This window comes from Streptomyces sp. NPDC088261 (genome assembly GCF_044740805.1).
Classification (GTDB): Bacteria; Actinomycetota; Actinomycetes; order Streptomycetales; family Streptomycetaceae; genus Streptomyces.
Genome location: NZ_JBIURL010000006.1, coordinates 306897 through 323342, shown reverse-complemented (window position 1 = coordinate 323342; position 16446 = coordinate 306897). Strand labels below are relative to the sequence as shown.

16 protein-coding genes are annotated in these 16446 nt (G+C 70.6%); 5 read left to right on the top strand and 11 right to left on the bottom strand.

Annotated features, from left to right (window positions below; translation table 11 throughout):
* Window positions 1–4: 4 nt before the first annotated feature.
* The 3 genes from paaB to ACIODU_RS15240 form a co-directional block, all read right to left on the bottom strand.
* On the bottom strand, window positions 5–307 hold the full coding sequence (gene paaB, locus ACIODU_RS15250; protein WP_356429069.1) for a 1,2-phenylacetyl-CoA epoxidase subunit PaaB: 303 nt from the start codon (window positions 305–307) through the stop codon (window positions 5–7).
* Complete coding sequence (gene paaA, locus ACIODU_RS15245; RefSeq protein WP_401767754.1) at window positions 304–1284, bottom strand: 1,2-phenylacetyl-CoA epoxidase subunit PaaA; 981 nt, start codon at window positions 1282–1284, stop codon at window positions 304–306. Before paaA ends, paaB begins: the two co-directional genes overlap by 4 nt.
* A 144-nt stretch (window positions 1285–1428) precedes the next feature.
* Entirely contained in the window at window positions 1429–2652 is a 1224-nt protein-coding gene (locus ACIODU_RS15240; RefSeq protein ID WP_401767752.1) for a thiolase family protein, read from the bottom strand.
* A 205-nt stretch (window positions 2653–2857) separates the two neighbouring features.
* On the opposite strand from ACIODU_RS15240, the gene paaI reads away from it, so the two are divergent.
* Window positions 2858–3247 (top strand): hydroxyphenylacetyl-CoA thioesterase PaaI, encoded by a 390-nt coding sequence (gene paaI, locus ACIODU_RS15235; RefSeq protein ID WP_401767886.1) that lies wholly within the window; start codon window positions 2858–2860, stop codon window positions 3245–3247.
* A gap of 345 nt (window positions 3248–3592) precedes the next feature.
* Window positions 3593–4462 (top strand): NPP1 family protein, encoded by an 870-nt coding sequence (locus ACIODU_RS15230; protein ID WP_401767750.1) that lies wholly within the window; start codon window positions 3593–3595, stop codon window positions 4460–4462.
* Window positions 4463–4555: 93 nt separating this feature from the next.
* Here ACIODU_RS15230 and ACIODU_RS15225 read toward each other — a convergent pair whose 3' ends face one another.
* The gene (locus ACIODU_RS15225) at window positions 4556–4966 is read right to left on the bottom strand and encodes a MarR family winged helix-turn-helix transcriptional regulator (RefSeq protein WP_401767884.1); all 411 of its coding nucleotides are present in this window, start codon (window positions 4964–4966) and stop codon (window positions 4556–4558) included.
* Window positions 4967–5236: 270 nt separating this feature from the next.
* Between ACIODU_RS15225 and ACIODU_RS15220 the strand changes: the two genes are divergently transcribed.
* On the top strand, window positions 5237–6694 hold the full coding sequence (locus ACIODU_RS15220) for an MFS transporter (protein ID WP_356429079.1): 1458 nt from the start codon (window positions 5237–5239) through the stop codon (window positions 6692–6694).
* A 66-nt stretch (window positions 6695–6760) separates the two neighbouring features.
* On the opposite strand, the gene ACIODU_RS15215 is transcribed toward ACIODU_RS15220, so the two are convergent.
* Entirely contained in the window at window positions 6761–7933 is a 1173-nt protein-coding gene (locus ACIODU_RS15215) for an acyltransferase family protein (protein ID WP_401767748.1), read from the bottom strand.
* 406 nt (window positions 7934–8339) lie between these two features.
* On the opposite strand from ACIODU_RS15215, the gene ACIODU_RS15210 reads away from it, so the two are divergent.
* Window positions 8340–9587 (top strand): exo-alpha-sialidase, encoded by a 1248-nt coding sequence (locus ACIODU_RS15210; protein ID WP_401767746.1) that lies wholly within the window; start codon window positions 8340–8342, stop codon window positions 9585–9587.
* A 38-nt stretch (window positions 9588–9625) separates the two neighbouring features.
* Window positions 9626–10258, top strand: coding sequence for a TetR/AcrR family transcriptional regulator (locus tag ACIODU_RS15205; RefSeq protein ID WP_356429088.1), 633 nt, complete (start codon window positions 9626–9628; stop codon window positions 10256–10258).
* Between the two features lie 254 nt (window positions 10259–10512).
* Here ACIODU_RS15205 and ACIODU_RS15200 read toward each other — a convergent pair whose 3' ends face one another.
* From ACIODU_RS15200 to ACIODU_RS15175, 6 genes are all read right to left on the bottom strand, one after another.
* Entirely contained in the window at window positions 10513–10860 is a 348-nt protein-coding gene (locus ACIODU_RS15200) for a hypothetical protein (RefSeq protein ID WP_401767744.1), read from the bottom strand.
* A 2-nt stretch (window positions 10861–10862) separates the two neighbouring features.
* Window positions 10863–11354: a YbaB/EbfC family nucleoid-associated protein gene (locus ACIODU_RS15195; RefSeq protein WP_401767742.1), complete on the bottom strand. Its 492-nt coding sequence runs from the start codon at window positions 11352–11354 to the stop codon at window positions 10863–10865.
* Window positions 11355–11409: 55 nt separating this feature from the next.
* Window positions 11410–14859 (bottom strand): AAWKG family protein, encoded by a 3450-nt coding sequence (locus ACIODU_RS15190; RefSeq protein ID WP_401767740.1) that lies wholly within the window; start codon window positions 14857–14859, stop codon window positions 11410–11412.
* 68 nt (window positions 14860–14927) lie between these two features.
* Window positions 14928–15368 carry a type VII secretion system-associated protein gene (locus tag ACIODU_RS15185; RefSeq protein WP_356425265.1) on the bottom strand — a complete coding sequence of 147 codons (441 nt, stop codon included), beginning with the start codon at window positions 15366–15368 and terminating at the stop codon, window positions 14928–14930.
* A gap of 51 nt (window positions 15369–15419) precedes the next feature.
* Complete coding sequence (locus ACIODU_RS15180; protein ID WP_356425263.1) at window positions 15420–15740, bottom strand: WXG100 family type VII secretion target; 321 nt, start codon at window positions 15738–15740, stop codon at window positions 15420–15422.
* A 96-nt stretch (window positions 15741–15836) separates the two neighbouring features.
* Complete coding sequence (locus ACIODU_RS15175; protein ID WP_401767883.1) at window positions 15837–16211, bottom strand: hypothetical protein; 375 nt, start codon at window positions 16209–16211, stop codon at window positions 15837–15839.
* Window positions 16212–16446 lie beyond the last annotated feature (235 nt).

The window sequence follows — 16446 nt, the reverse complement described above, 5'->3', positions numbered from 1 at the left end:
GCTCCTAGATGTGGGGGACGTCGTCGGGGATGTCGTAGAAGGTGGGGTGGCGGTAGACCTTGTCCGCGCTGGGCGCGAAGAACGGGTCCTTCTCGTCGCGGGTGGAGGCGGCGATGTGCGCGGAGGGCACCACCCAGATGCTCACGCCTTCGTTGCGCCGGGTGTACAGGTCCCGGGCGTGGGTGAGGGCCATGCGGTCGTCGGCGGCGTGCAGGGAGCCGACGTGGACGTGGTTCAGCCCGCGCTTGCCGCGTACGAACACCTCGTACAGCGGCCAGCCCGCCTTCGGTTCCGGTGTCTCGCTCATGTCGCCGCTCCTTCGCGCGTGCGTGCCGCCTGCTTCGCCGCGTGGGCCGCGGCCGCCTCCCGTACCCAGGCGCCTTCCTCGTGGGCGTCGCGCCGCCGCTCGACCCGTTCCGCGTTGCACGGACCGTCGCCCTTGATGACCCGCGTCAGCTCGTCCCAGTCGGGGGTGCCGAAGTCGTGGTGGCCCCGCTCCTCGTTCCACCGCAGTTCGGGGTCGGGGAGGGTCACGCCGAGCTTCTCCGCCTGCGGGACCGTCATGTCCACGAAGCGGCGGCGCAGTTCGTCGTTGCTGTGGCGCTTGATCTTCCACGCCATGGAGGCGGCCGAGTTGGGCGAGTTCCCGTCCGGCGGGCCGAACATCATCAGGGACGGCCACCACCACCGGTCGACGGCGTCCTGGACCATGGCCCGCTGGGCCTCGGTGCCGCGCATCATCGTCATCAGCAGTTCGTAGCCCTGCCGCTGGTGGAAGGACTCCTCCTTGCAGATGCGCACCATGGCGCGGGCGTACGGCCCGTAGGAGCTGCGGCACAGGGGCACCTGGTTGCAGATGGCCGCGCCGTCCACGAACCAGCCGATCACGCCGACGTCGGCGAAGGTCGGGGTGGGGTAGTTGAAGATCGACGAGTACTTCTGGCGGCCCTCGATCAGCCGCCGGGTGAGATCCTCGCGGTCGACGCCGAGGGTCTCGGCGGCCGAGTACAGGTACAGGCCGTGGCCGGCCTCGTCCTGGACCTTCGCGAACAGGATGGCCTTGCGGCGCAGCGAGGGCGCGCGGGTGATCCAGTCGCCCTCCGGCTGCATGCCGATGATCTCCGAGTGGGCGTGCTGGGCGATCTGCCGGATCAGCGTCTTGCGGTAGCCGTCGGGCATCCAGTCGCGCGGCTCGACGCGCTGGTCGCGCGCGATCGTGGCCTCGAAGTGCTCCGCGAGCCCGGGATCGGCGCGAACCGCCGCCCCGGGCTGTGTGTCATCCATGCCATCTCCCCAACCGACCGTTCGTTCGGCTCTTGATATCACGCATTCTACGGCCTCCGGCACGTGCCGCGCGGGTCCGGCGGCCCGCGCCCGCGGTCCTGTCGTACGCCTCCCCGGCCGGGAGGGATTCCGGGTCCCCCTGGCTCACACCCGCTCCACCAGCATCGCGACGCCCTGGCCGACGCCGACGCACAGGGTCGCGAGGCCCCTGCGGGCGTCCGCCCGCTCGAGACGGCCGAGCAGGGTGAGTACGAGGCGGGCGCCCGAGCAGCCCAGCGGGTGGCCGAGCGCGATGGCCCCGCCGTCGGCGTTCACCCTCTCCTCGTCGAGCTTGAGGCGTCGTACCACCGCGAGCGCCTGCGCGGCGAACGCCTCGTTCAGTTCGACCGCGTCGAGGTCGGCGGTCTGCCATCCGGCGCGGGCGAGGACCTTCTGGGTGGCGGGCACCGGGCCGAGGCCCATGAGGTTCGGCTGGACGCCGGCCGCCGCGGAGGCGACGATCCGGGCGCGCGGGGTGAGTCCGTACCGCGCGACGGCCGCGGCGCTCGCCACCACCAGCGCGGCGGCGCCGTCGGAGAGCGGCGAGGAGGAGCCCGCGGTGACGATGCCGTCCGCGCGGAAGAGGGTGCGCAGGGCGCCGAGCTTCTCCGGCGTGGTGGTGGGGCGCGGTCCCTCGTCCCGGGTGGCCTCGCCGTCCTTCACCGGGACCGGCACGATCTCCCGGTCGAAGTGCCCGGCCGCCTGGGCCGCGAGGGCGCGCCGGTGGCTGCGCAGGGCGAACGTGTCGGAGTCGGCGCGGGTGATGCCGTCGAGCGCGGCCACCTCCTCGGCGGTCTCCCCCATCGACAGGGTCACCTTCGGCGTCATCGGATCGGCGCCGGCGGGTACGGCCCGGTCGGCGGCCGCGAACCGCGGGTTGGTGAAGCGCCAGCCGAGGGACGTGTCGTGCACCTGGCCCGGCTTGGCCCACGGGGTGCCGGGCTTCTCCATCACCCACGGGGCCCGGGTCATCGACTCCACCCCGCCGGCGACCACCAGGTCGGCCTCGCCGGCGCGGATCGCCTGGGCGGCGGAGGCGACGGCCGTCAGCCCCGACGCGCAGAGCCGGTTGACGGTGTAGCCGGGCACGGTGTGGGGCAGTCCGGCGAGCAGGACGGCCATGCGGGCCACGTCCCGGTTGTCCTCACCGGCCTGGTTCGCCGCGCCGAGGATCACTTCGTCCACGGCTTCGGCGGGGATCGCGGCGCGGCGCACGGCCTCGCCGACCACGAGGGCGGCCAGGTCGTCGGGGCGCACGGAGGCGAGGGCGCCGCCGTAACGTCCCTGCGGGGTACGGGCTCCGTCGATCAGGTAGACGTCGTCGGTCATGGGCGGGCTCCTCGGCGGTGACCGGGCTGCGGGACTGGAGGGGGGTGAACCGGCTTTCCTGCGGCACGTGTCCACCTCTTGACGGACACGGTTCGTGGCTGGCTAACGTAACCTTTCCGCACGCTAACCGAATGGTCGGTCGGGACACAAGACGGAGGGAACCGTGACGCGAGCCACCCCGCCGGAGCGGGACCCCGTCGAATCGATGTTCGCCGCCGACGAGGCGTCCCGGCGCCTGGGAATCGAGCTGCTGGAGCACGGCGAAGGGACCGCCGTGACGCGCATGACGGTGACGGCGGCGATGGTCAACGGACACGGGATCGCCCACGGCGGCTACCTGTTCCTCTTCGCCGACACCGCCTTCGCCTGCGCGTGCAACGGGCACGGCCCCGTGACGGTCGCCGCCGGGGCCGACGTCGACTTCGTCGCCCCCGCGCGCGAGGGCGACGTCCTGACGGCCGTCGCCGTGGAGCGGACCCGGTTCGGCCGCAGCGGCCTGAACGACGTGAGCGTCCTGCGCGGCGACGAGGTGATCGTGGAGTTCCGCGGCCGCAGCCGCGCTCTCAGGGGTACGGGAGCGGCGGACCCGCGCTAGGGGTGTCTTGCCGATCACGCCGCGCCCGCGAAGTGGCGCCCGGCCGTCTTCCGTACCGCCCGGCGCACCGCGGTGCCCTGACCCCGTGTCAGCGTACGGACGGATTTTCCCGGTGGCCCCCGTACGCCCGCGGACGGGTGTGGTGAAGACGTCCCGCCACAAGCATTGATCATGTCTATGTCATCCGCTTTCCTTGCCTTGTTCAGGCATCGGCCCAGCGGTGCCGGAACAGTCGCGACGTGTGTGGTGCGTCGGCGCGGAGAACCGCGCGGATGTCTGGATCGCTCCCCCCGTGCCGGCCTGATGTCGCGTCATGGGTCTTGAGTCCTGCGAGGAGAGTCAAGAATGAGAAGTTTTCTGCGCCTAGCGCCGGTGGCCGAGGCGGGGGTGAGGACGTCGGAGAGGTCGGCCGTACCGGTCGCCGCGCCGTCCCGGCCCTCCTTCCTCAGGCGCCGGGCAGCCCGGTTCGCGACCGTGCTCAGCGCCACGATCCTGGCGGTTGTCGTCCCCGCCTCGATGGCGCACGCCGATCCGCCGCGCAACCTGCCGCAGAACGCCGGAGGTTGGGAGCAGTCCTTCTCCCCGGCCTACGACTACGACACCGACGGCTGCTACGCCACCCCCGCGATCGGCCCCGACGGCACGCTCGCTCCCGGGCTGAACACGACCGGCGCGGTCAACGGCAGCTGCCGGGACCAGTCGGACCTGGACAACTCCCAGACGTACGCCCGCTCGAAGTGCAACAACGGCTGGTGCGCCATCGTGTACGCCAGCTACTTCGAGAAGGACCAGGCCGTCGCGGGCAGTGGCCTCGGGGGTCACCGCCACGACTGGGAGCACGTCATCTCCTGGGTCAACCAGTCCACCAACCAGGTGGAGTACGTCACGACCACGCAGCACAGCAGCCAGGTGACGTACCCCCGCTCGCAGGTCCGCTTCGACGGGTCGCACCCGAAGGTCGTCTTCCACAAGGACGGGCTGTCCACGCACTTCTTCCGGCTCGCCAACAACAACGACGAGCCGCCGGAGAACCACTACCACAACTGGCGCTACCCGCCCCTGGTGGACTGGAACGGCTGGCCCACCACGGCGCTGCGCGACAGGCTGATGAACGCCGACTTCGGTTCGGCGACCATCAAGATCAACGACGGCAGGTTCGTGTCCCTGCTCACCAACTCCAAGCCGTCCGGGATCGCCTTCAACCCCCAGGGCTGACCGACGTCCCCCGGCACCGGTGGCAGCGCCGCGGCGTCGCCACCGGTGCCGGCGTGCGCGGACGGCCGCCTCGGCCCCTCCCGTCCCCACGACTCAGTCGCGGGGCCACGGACGGCCGTCGAGGCGTTCGATGTCCCGGTTCAAGCGCCCCAGGCTGTCGGCCAGTTGGGCCGCTTCCCCGGGCGTCCAGGCGTCCAGCAGCCTCGCCAGGCCGCTCACGTTCTCGGCCCGGTCGCTGTCCAGCCGGCGTTCACCTTCGGGGGTGATCGCGAACCGCCGGGCGATGCCCCCCTCGGGATCCGGGATCCGCTCGACCACCCCGGCCCGCAGCATCGCGGCCGTCTGCCGGTTGAGGGTGGACGCGTCCAGGCCGAAGGCGTCGCTCAACCCGCCGATGGACATCGGCCCCTCGGCCCGGATGCGGCTGAGCAGGGTGTAGGCGCTGCGGTCGAGCCTGTCGCCGCCCCGGGAGGCGAGCAGGTGCAGGTACCGGCCGAGGAGCATGGTCTCGAACTCGATCCGCTCCAGGGGCTTGTCACGGGCGTGAGGGCTTTCCGGCTTCTCGCGCTCTTCGGGCTTGTCCAAGGGATGGTCCACGCGGGCTCTCTTCGGCTTCGGATCCTGCCCGCCTTCTCTATCACGGCATAGATGCATCACGCACATCACGTGCATCTAGCACGTCCCATGCATGACACACGTCTCATGTATGGTGCACATCGAGCGCACCCGTGGGGGCGCTCGGCCGTGACCTGGAAGAGCAACAGGGAGACACCCGTGGACAGTTCCCAGCCCGCAGCCCGCCCCGGCGGTGTTGTCGGCATCCTCGCCTTCGCCGGCATCGTGGCCGCGATCACCCAGACCCTGGTGGTGCCGCTGATCGCGGAACTGCCGAAGCTGCTCGACACCTCCGCGTCGAACGCCTCCTGGGTCATCACCGCCACCCTGCTCGCGGCGGCCGTCGCCACGCCCGTCGCCGGACGGCTCGGCGACATGTACGGCAAGCGCCGCATGCTCCTGGTCTCCCTGGTCCCGCTGGTCGCGGGCTCGGTGGTCTGCGCCGTGTCCTCCTCCGTCGTCCCGATGATCGCGGGCCGTGGTCTCCAGGGCATCGGCATGGGCGTGGTCCCCCTCGGCATCAGCCTCCTGCGGGACGTGGTCCCGGCCGAGAAGCTCGGCTCCTCCATCGCGATCATGAGCGCGTCCATGGGCGTGGGCGGCGCGCTCGGTCTCCCCTTCGCCGCCGCGATCGCCGAGAACACCAGCTGGCGGGTGCTGTTCTGGGTGGTCGCCGCCCTGGCCCTGGCCGTCGGAGCGCTCATCTGGGCCTTCGTACCCGCGGGTGGTGAGACGACCGGCTCGAAGGGCTTCGACGTGCTCGGCGCCATCGGCCTCGGCATCGGCCTGGTCTGCCTGCTGCTCGCCGTCTCCAAGGGCGCCGACTGGGGCTGGGGCAGCGGCACCACGCTCGGCCTGTTCGCCGCCGCGGTGGTGGTGCTGCTGGTGTGGGGCCTGTGGGAGCTGCGGATCAGTGACCCGCTGGTCGACCTGCGCGTGACCGCCCGCCCCCAGGTCCTCATGACCAACGCGGCCTCGGTCCTGGTCGGGTTCGCGATGTACGCCCAGTCCCTGGTCGTGCCCCAGCTGCTCCAGCTGCCCGAGGCCACCGGTTACGGACTGGGCCAGTCGATGCTCGCCATGGGGCTGTGGATGGCACCGGCCGGCCTCATGATGATGATCATGTCGCCGCTCGGCGCGAAGCTGTCCGCCGTCAAGGGCCCCAAGGTCACCCTGGCCGTGGGCAGCCTGGTCATCGGCGTGGGGTACGGCATCTCGCTGCCGCTCATCGGCTCCAGCAGCCCGTGGAGCCTGCTGGTGGTCACCCTGGTCTGCAACACGGGCGTGGGCTTCGCGTACGGCGCGATGCCGGCTCTCATCATGGGCGCCGTACCGCTGTCGGAGACGGCCTCCGCCAACAGCTTCAACACACTGATGCGGTCGATCGGCAGCTCGGTCTCGGCCGCCGTGATCGGTGTGGTCCTGGCGCAGATGACCACCGACTTCGGTGGTTTCGCCCTGCCGTCCGAGGACGGCTTCCGTGTCGCGATGCTCATCGGCTGCGGTGTGGGACTCGTGGCCGCGGTGCTCGCGTCCCTCATTCCCGTACGGAAGACAGCGCAGCCCGGATCCGGCCTCGCGCCGGCCCCCGTGCCGGAGACCGCCGCCAAGGCCTGACCGTACGCCCGTACATGAGATCGCCGCCGGCGCTCGCCAGAGCGCCGGCGGCAACTCCCGTGTCCGCTACCGGGTTTCTGCGGTGCGGGAGCGCAGACGCAGGGCCTGCTGCTGCATCGTGCGCTTGAAGCGGGGGCCGAACGGCTTCTCCACCAACCGGTGGATGAGCCAGGCCAGTACGAGCATCAGGGCGACGGTGGCGAGAAGGGTCAGGCGCGGGTCGATCCCGAACTTCCGGTGCAGGACGGCGATCGCGAACCAGCCGAGGTGTTCGTGGACCAGGTAGAAGGGGTACGTGAGGGCGCCGGCGAAGCTGAGCCAGCGCCAGTCCGCCCACCGGAACCAGCCCAGCGCCACGGCCGCCACCGACGCGAACGCGAAGGTGACGATGAGCAGGATGACGTGCGGGGAGCGCTGCTGGAAGACCTCGGTGGCGTCCGGGCTCCACAGAGCGACGGTCGCGTAGTGCTGGCCCAGCAGCCAGCTCGTGGCCACGATGCCCCAGAGCAGCAGGTCGCCGCCGTACCGGTGGATCAGATAGAGCGCGAGACCGCCGACGAAGAACGGCGCGTACTCCTGCATCACGATCTCGTTCAGGAGTGGGACGTCGGCGACCTGGGCGAGGGCGGTGGCCACGATCCAGAGGCAGCAGAAGATGACCACACGCCGGTAGTCGACACCCTTCCACACCACGAAGACCGCGAACAGCAGGTAGAAGCGCGCCTCCACCCAGAGGGTCCAGCACACGCCCAGGACGCGGTGCACGCCCGTCGGCTGCTGGAGCATGGTGAGGTTCACCAACACCTCGTCGAGGCGCAGCGGTTCACTGACGGACGGAAGCACGAAACACGCGGCGGTGACCAGGACTATGGCCGCCCAGTAGGCCGGGTAGAGGCGGGAGACCCGGGAGCGGAAGAAGTCGCCGAGGGTACGGCCCCAGCTGCTCATGCAGATGACAAATCCGCTGATGACGAAGAAGATCTGGACGCCGAGGCACCCGTAGACCGCGACCGCGGAGAGATCGGGGAACAGGTGCTTCGGGGACTGCCCCCACACCCGGGTGATCTCGCCGCCGCGCCCCGCGTAGTGGTAGAGACAGACCATCAGCGCGGCCAGCAGTCGCAGCCCGTCGAGGGCGCGCAACCTGCTCTGCTTCGTGGGCTGTTCCGCCGGGGGCGCCGCGGCGCCCTCCGGCCGGGGCGCCGGATCCGGCGCCCGTACCAGGGTCGCGTGAGTCATTCCGTCTTTGTCCGTTCGTTCCGGGGCGGGAGGGGACCGGGGGTCGCGCGGCGGGATCCGGAGGAGACGGTCCAGGCGGCGCAACGGTCCATCGAAGAAATCTAGGCGGCGTTCGATGAACCGTGCGATATCGCACGGGTGAACAGGTCCTGACTCGCGGCGACCACCGCGTGAACACCGGGCACCGGCGCCCGGATGTCCGATGCCGTCACCCTCCCGGGCCGCGAGGCGTGGACGCGACCTGGCCGGTGACGGCGACGCGCCTCCGCTCTCTTCGGCGGACCGTCACGCCGCGTTTCGCCCCTGTTCGCCGCAGCGTCCGCCCCGACCGGGTTCGATGACACGTCCGCGGCCCCACCCGCCACCGTCCGAACTCGCCCGCGCCCCACCGCGCCTGGGAGCGCCCGTGTCCGTGTCCTCTCCGCTCACGCGCGGAACCGTACTCGTGGGGCTGGCCGCTCTCCTGTGCGGGTGTGTCAACTCCAGCCGCGCGGCGGAGGGTTCGGGCGGCGGGGCCGCGCGCTGCGAGTCGTCCGTGGTCTTCCGGTCCGGGACCGGTGGCTACCACACGTTCCGTATACCGGCCGTGGTCACCACCGCCCCCGCCCCCGCCGCCCCGGGCGCCCCCGGCACGCTTGTCGCCTTCGCCGAAGCCCGCCGGCACTCCCAGGCCGACGCCGGCGACGTGGACGTCGTCTCCCGGCGTTCGGCCGACGGCGGTTGTACGTGGTCCCCCGTTCAGGTCGTCGCCGACGCCGGCGCGGACACGGTGGGCAACCCGGTCCCCGTCGTCGTCCCCGGCACCGGCCGCCTGGTGCTCGTGACGTGCCGCAACGCGGCGACGGCCACCGAGAGGACGATCCTGGAGGGAAAGCGGCCCGCGGGGCGGCGGGTCTACGTCCAGCACAGTGACACCGCCGGACGCACCTGGTCCCCGCCCACCGAGATCACCGACCAGGCCACACGGCCGGACTGGCGCTGGTACGCCACAGGCCCCGGCCACGGCCTCGCGCTGACCCACGGCCCGCACACCGGACGCCTGGTCGTGTCGGCCGACCACTCCACCGCACCGCCCGCCGGCAGCCCCGACACCGGCGCGGAGCCGCGGTACTACGGCGGTCACGCCCTGCTCAGCGACGACGGCGGCGCCACCTGGCGCATCGGTTTCGCCGACGACACGCCCGACGGCCGCGTCAACGCCAACGAGACCACCGCCGCCCAACTCCCCGACGGTCGCGTCTACTTCAACACCCGCGACCAGCACGGCACCGCCCCGGCCTCCCGCGCCGACGCCTACAGCGGCGACGGCGGGGAAACCCTGGACGGGCCCTTCGCCCCCACGGAGGACGTGACGGCGGCCCTCTCCGAAGGAAGCGTCCTCCAGACCCGGCACGGCGGACACGCCGGCCCGCTCCTGCTGTCCGCACCCGCCGGCCCCGAGGCCCGTACCGACATGACCGTGCGCGCCAGCGACGACGGGGGCCTCACCTGGAGCACCGGGCTGCGGCTGACCGCGGACCCCGCCGCCTACTCCGACCTGGTCGAGGCCGGCCCCGGCACCGTGGGCGTCCTGTACGAGACCGGCCGCCGTACCCCGTACGACACCATCACCTTCACCCGGCTCCCGCTGGACCGGCTCCGCGCCCCGAACTGATTGGTTCATCAGTTCTGCGGTGACCTAGGCTGGGAGGCATGCAGCAGCCGACTCCCCCGCCCGCCAACCGCTTCGAACGCCGCAGGGCGCACTCCCGTCGGGCCCTGATCTCGGCGGCGCGCCGGATCCTGGCCGAGACCGGGGACACGGCGGTGAGCATCCAGCAGATCTCCGAACGGGCGGACGTCGGCTTCGGCACCTTCTACAACCACTTCGACACCAAGACCGCCCTGTTCGACGCGGCGGTCGCCGACGCCCTGGAGGAGTACGGGCAGCTCCTCGACAAGGTGACCGAGGGGATCGACGATCCGGCGGAAGTGTTCGCCACCAGTGTCCGCCTCACCCTGCAACTGTCCGCCACGCACCCGGAGATCACCCAGATCATCCGCTTCCGGGGGCTGTCGCACGTCCACACCGACACCGGCCTCGCCCCCCGCGCCCTGCGTGACCTGGAGATCGGCAAAGCCTCCGGCCGGTTCAGCATCGACGACCCCGAGGTCGCGCTGAGCGCGATCGGCGGCGCCCTCATCGGACTGCTCCAGCTCAACACCGTCAGCGAGATCGGTCCGGGGGCCGGCGAGCAGATGGCCGAGCTGCTCCTGCGCATGCTCGGCCTGCCGGCCGACGAGGCGTCGGACCTGGCCACCCGCCCGCTGCCCCTGCTGGGCTGAGGCCCCTCTCGGCTCACATCTCGGCGACAGCGCGACGGCGGCGACGCGGCTCGTCACGCCGGATCCGAGACAACGGGCCTAGGGCGTGTCCGCAAAGTGGGGTCTGGCTCGCGGCGCCTGGCACGCGCGCTCGCGGCGTTGTCGGACCCACCCCGTACGTCCAGTACGGGGTGAGTCCTCCGCCTTGCGATCGCACGCACCAGACGCCGCGAGCCCCGCCCTCCGGGCGGACGACCCCACTTTGCGGACACGCCCTAGCGCCTGGTCTCGCTGTCCGCGCCGTACGTCCGGATGTCGTCCATCGCGAGCGTCTGCGGCCTCCGTACGTTCTCCGCCTCCGCGTCGACCGCGTCCACCAGGGCCCGGTAGCCGCTCGTGATGCTGAGGAGTGTGTCGAGGACCATCTCCCGCTCCTTGCGGGCCTGCGGGCCGACCTGGTTGGCGAATTCGTCGTCGCCGCCCTCCTCGCCCCAGCAGCCCTCGTACGCGCTGCTGTCGGTGTCGAACCTCGGTCCGATCTCCTCGCCCGTCCTGGAGGCGTCCGCGATGTGCCGCGAAAGGCCCCGGATTCCCTCGTAGTCGCCCGAGTACGTACCCGGCATCGCTATGCGCCCCCCGGCCGCTCGGTGCCCGTGCCACGACCGCCGGGCGGCGGGCCGGCCGGCTCCGGGTCGTCCTCGTGGATCTCGTCACGCAGCCGGCTCATGGCCGTCGGCGCCCGGTCGACGGAGGTCTCTTCGAGCAGCGATCCGAAGAGCGAACCCCAGTCGACGCCCGCCCGTTCCGGTGCGGTGCCCCGCGCGGTCATCCGGGTGAGGGGGTCCAGCAGGTCGACGACCCGGCGCGCCATCTCGGCGCGTGCCGTGTTCGCGGCCTCCAGCACCGAGGCGGAGAGCTGTGAGGCGGCCATGGAGCGGTACTTGCCGTCGAGGAACTCCACACTGGTCAGTTCGCCCTTCGACCCGACGGTCACCCGCACCGACCTGTCGGCCGAACGCGCCGTCGCCGACGCCGCGTCCATTTCGGCCCGGGCCTTCGCCGCCGCCTCCTCCGTGGCCTTCAGGTGCGCCATCGCCTGGGCCACCCGGTCATCCATCGACTGACTCAACCCGGTCTCCTCACTGGGTAACTCTGCTGCGTGCGGGGCGCGTTCATCGTCCCAGGGCCTGCGGCGCGCCGCCCTCGTCGGTGCCCCAGACGTCCTCGTCCTCCACCACCCACGTGGTGCGCTCGCGGTCGCCGCTCTCGGTCTGCTGCCCTCCCCCGCCGCCGGGCCCGCCGGCCATCGGCGGCATGAACGGCGTCTGGCTGCTGGTCTGCGTGCCGCGCGGGACGACGCGGTGTTCCTGGTCCTCGACGGTCGACACCCCGCCGCCCGCCCGGGCGGAGCGGCCGAGGCCGGGTTCGATGACGTTACGGGTGCGCTCGCCGGAGGACCCTGACTCGCCGCCGCCCCCGGCGCCCCGCATCATCGGCGGGGACATCCCCGGCGAGCCGGCCGCCCCGTTGGAGCCGTCGGAGGCGGCGGCCAGGGCGCCGCTCCCCTCGGGGCGTCCCAGCGCGGACGTCAGGTCGTCCTGGTTGTAGAGGTTGTCGTGGAAGACGGACGAGTACGGCGAGTCGGCGCCGACCGAGGAGAAGTCGGGGGGCTGCGGGAGATCCGCGATGCGCTGGCGGATCTGCTCATCGATGTCCCTGTCGCCGGCCCCGATCCGGTCCTGCTCGGCCTGGATGTCGCCCATGCGCCGGTCGTACTCGGCCCTGGCGTCCCGCCGCGCCTGCTGTGCGTCGTCGCGGGCCTCCTGCCGGGCGTCGTCGGCGGCGGCCTTCTGCTGCTCGTACTCCTTCCTGGCGTCCGCCTCGGCGCCGTTGGCGTCCTGGACGGCGTCCCGCTCAGTGGCGTCGATCTCGGCGAGCCTGCGGTCGTACTCCTCACGGGCCTGCCGCTCGTCGCCACCGCCGGCGATCTCGCGCTCGTAGTCGCTCCGTGCGTCCGCCCGGTCCTGGTCGGCCTCCCGCCTGGCCTCGTCGCGCTGTTCCTGTGCCTCGGCCTTCTCGTGCTCGTACTCCTGCTTCGCCGCCGCCTCCTGGCGATCGGCCTGCTGCTCAACGGCCTCGCGCTCGGCGCGCGCGTCGGCCTTGTCCCGCTCATAGTCAGCTTGTGCTTCGGTCTTCGCCTGCTCGGCCTCCAGCCGGGCCTGCTGCTTCTCCCGTACGGCCTCGCTCCTGGCCTGCTCCTGGGCGTTCTCCGCCTCGCCGCGGGCGGCGGCCTGCTCCTCCTTCGCGGCGGCCCTCTCGGCGTCCGCCTCCTTCCTGGCCTCCTCCTGGGCCTTCTCGGCCTCGGCCTTCGCCGCTGCCTGCTCCTCCTTGGCGGCTGCCTTCTCCGCGACCTGCTCGGCCTTCGCCTCCTCCTGGGCCTGCTTGGCCTCGGCGCGGTCCGCCTCGTTCTGGGCCTTGACCTCTTCCCGCTCCTTCTCCGCCTCGGCCTTCTCCGCGGCCTGTTCCGCCTTGGCCGCCTCCTTCTCCTTGTCGGCCTCGGCCTTCGCGGCCTCCTGCTCGGCCTTCGCCGCCTCCTTCTCCTGCCGGGCCTCCTCCTTCGCCTGTTCCTTCTCCGCCTCGGCCTCGGCCTTCGCCGCTGCCTGTTCCTCCTTCGCGGCGGCCTTCTCCGCGTCCGCCTCCTTCTTGGCCTGCTCCTTCTCCTTCTCCGCGTCGGCCCGCTGCTGCGCCGCCACGGAAAGGGCCAGCGCCTGCTGCGCCGCCGCTTCGGCCTTCGCCTCCTCCTGAGCCTTCTTGGCCTCGGCCCGGTCCTCGGCGTTCTGGGCCTTCACCTCTTCCCTGTCCTTGTCGGCCTCCGCCTTCGCGGCGTCCTGTTCCGCCTTGGCCGCTTCCTTCTCCTTGTCGGCCTCCGCCTTCTCCGCGTCGCGCTCGGCCTTGGCCTCTTCCTTCTCCCTGGCCGCCTCGGCCTTGGCTTCCTCCTTCTCCTTCTCCGCCTCCGCCTTCTCGGCGGCGTGCTCGGCCTTCGCCTCTTCCTTCTCCTTCGCGGCCTCGGCCTTGGCCTCTTCCTTCTCCCGGTCGGCCTCCGCCTTCTCGGCGTCCCGTTCCTTCTTGGCCTCCTCCTTCTCCTTCTCGGCCTCCTTCTTGGCCTCTTCCTTTTCCCTCTCGGCCTCCGCCTTCTCGGCGTCCCGCTCGGCCTTGGCTTCCGCCTTCTCCTTCTCGGCCTCCTTCTTCGCCTCCTCCTTTTCCTTCTCCGCCTCCTTCTTGGCTTCCTCCTTCTCCTTCTCCGCGGCGGCCTTCTCCGCGTTCGACTCCTCCTTCGCGGCGATGTCCGAGAGGGACTTCTTGTCCTTGTCCGTGATGGTGGGGTCGAACGCCTTCTCCGCCGCGGTGAACGCGTTGTCGATGGCGACCATCGCCTCGGCTCCCGCCGGACCGAGCCAGTTCTTCACCGACTGTTCCCAGCGGCGTACGGCCTCCTCGCCTATCTTCTTCCACGTCGTCATCTCGGTCGGCGGGCCGTAGGCCTGGCCGTCGATCGTGATCACGCCCGAGAATCCCTCGCCCGCGACGATATTGCTGGAGTAGTCGTAACGGTTGGTGGACGGCTGGAAGTCGATCTTGCCGAACTGGTTGTCGAGGATGTCCATCCGGGCTTCCTGCAACAGGTCGTACAGATGCTGCTGCGGACTGCTCTCGGGCCGCCACGCGTCCCAGGCCGCGATCAGATTCATCGCCTGTTGATACAGAATCCACTGGGCGTCCGCGAGAGCGCGCGCGGGCTCGGAGAACACCGGATCACCCTCGATGGTGGAGTACGTGGTCGACTCCGCGCCGTCCTCACCCGCGATCTGCTCGGCGTATCCCTCGTAATTCCTCGCCAGCTTGTGGATGAGCGCCTTGAAAATGGCCGCCGAGGTGCCGTCCCAGGATTTACTGCCCTCGCCGATGTCCTCGTTGTCCCATTTCCCGACGGCGGCGGCACTGTCCTTGAAGAAGGTGACCACCCGGTCGAACGCCCTGGCCGCGTCCGAGAAGGACCCGAGGTCCACATAGAGGGAGTCCGACACGTCGACGCCGCTGTGGCTGAACCCGTGTGAGGAATACGGGGAGGTCGCGATCTCCATCAGGGCGGCCCGGGTGCCGTGGATGTACTGGGCGAGCTTGGTGGTGTCCCAGGAAACGGCCTTGCCGTCCTTGTTCCAGCCGCCCTCGTCCTTGAGCACCTTGCTCGTGTACTCGAAACTCCCGATCACGTCCATGCCGCTCGGCGGCGCGTCGCCGACGGTCGCCAGGATGGTGATGTACGCCCGGTACCGGTCGAGCTTCGTTCCCGGCGACGTCTGGTCGGCGTCGTGGTAGGACCGGTAGAACGGAATCGTGTAGTCGGTGTTCTTGGTGTGCCAGCCGCCCGAGCCGGCGAAGCCGGATTCGTAGTAACTGCCCGCGTGATCCAGCCGGACGTGCATCAGCGGGATCTCGTCGTTGCCCTTCATCTTCTCGAACAACGACGCGCGCGGACCCACCTCGTACCCGGTGAGCTGCTTGACCGCCGTGGCCCAGTCGTCGTCGTTGTTGTCCGTGGGGCTGGCCTCGGGCTCTGCCATCACCGTGCTCCGGGAGGTTGTGGGGGTCGTGGAGGGGGCAACCGGGGGCGAGAGCCGCGGGAGGAGGCCTACTCCTCCCTTTCGCCACCGGATCCGCCGAGGTCACTGTCGACGTCTTCGAACACGTCCATGAACTCTTCCGGGGTGATGGCTTGCAGGGTCGACCCCTGGTTCTTCTCCAGCTGTGTGATCGTCTCCCGCAGCGCTTCCTCGAAGTCCTCGAAGAGCACGGTCTGCTCCTCGATGATGCGGACGATCTCGGCCGCCTCTGCCTGGATGACCCCGTTGAGCTTGCCCCCGGCGGCCTTCTCCCCGGCCATGTTGCCGATGATGAGCGGCTTCGTGGAGCTGAGCGTAGTGGTCGACCTGCCGTCGGCGATGTACGAGATCGCCTCGCCGTCGGTCGGGCTGTACTTGACGATCCCTTCCAGGGTCCCCACGAACGGCTCGATGTGGTCGCTGATGAACTTCTTCAGGAACGCGCTGTCAAGGACCGTGACCTCGGCCATGTCGCCCTTCCCCTCCGGTTTTCCCTACCCTGCCGCCCGGTCGGCGACCGGTCAGCGGCCGCCGATCCTGATGTCCGACCACCGCTGCGAGAGGTTCTGCTCGGTGTGCCGGTAGCTGCCGGAGATGTCCGTCAGCAGGGCCGAGTGGTTGGCGAGCAGCGTCCGGATGTTCGTGACGGCCGCGTCCCACTTCGCCTGCACGTCCTGGTAGACGTCCCGGTCGTCACCGATCCAGCTGTTCTTCAGCTCGGTCAGCTCCGCTTCCAGGTTCTCGAGGACGCTCATGATGGACTGGGACTGGGTGACCATGTTGTCCGCCGCGCCCTCGGCGTGGTTGTAGTCGATGTAGATGTAACCGTCGGTGAAGTCCATCAGAAACCCTCGATTCGCCGCGTGTACGGTGAGTGTGCGGTCGGTGTGCGATCACGGCCGGCGGACCGGCCCGTGACGGTCAGGCGTGGGGGGTGGTCAGGCGTTGGGGTTGGTGCCGCCCGCGACGCCGGCCGAGCCGCTGTTGTACCCGTTGAGTTCGTCGAAGACGGCCGTGGACCGGGAGTACTCCTGGTCGATCGCCTCGCTCGACGAGCCCTGCGCCAGGCCGTGTTCGGTGAGGGTGGAGTTGAGCTCGTCCACCATCCGGTCCAGATTGAGCAGGATCGTGTCGACGTGCCCGTCCCACTGTTCGAGCAACCGCTTGAAGCTTCCGCCGTCCGAACCACCGTAGTTGGACGCGAGCGTGCCCGCGGTGGTCTGGACGTCCTGCTGACACCGCTGGACACCGCTGAACGCCGTCTCCAGCGCCATGATCCCGTTGCGGGTCGCCTGCTCTTCGGACTGCTGCATGGCCATGAGAGAGAACTTCCTTCCGGCTTCCGGCGAAATTCACCGACCTGTGGACCCCCGCACCACCTGTGGGCAGACAAGGCGGCCCCGTGAACACACCCCGGTTCACAGGGACATGGGGTGGCCCGATGCTAAGCAGGCGACAAGTTGTTTGGCAATTGCCTCCCAACCCGCCGTGGCGGCCCGGGCCTTGCCCCCGAATGCTCGATTGAGCAAGGGCCCGGAATGCGGGCCG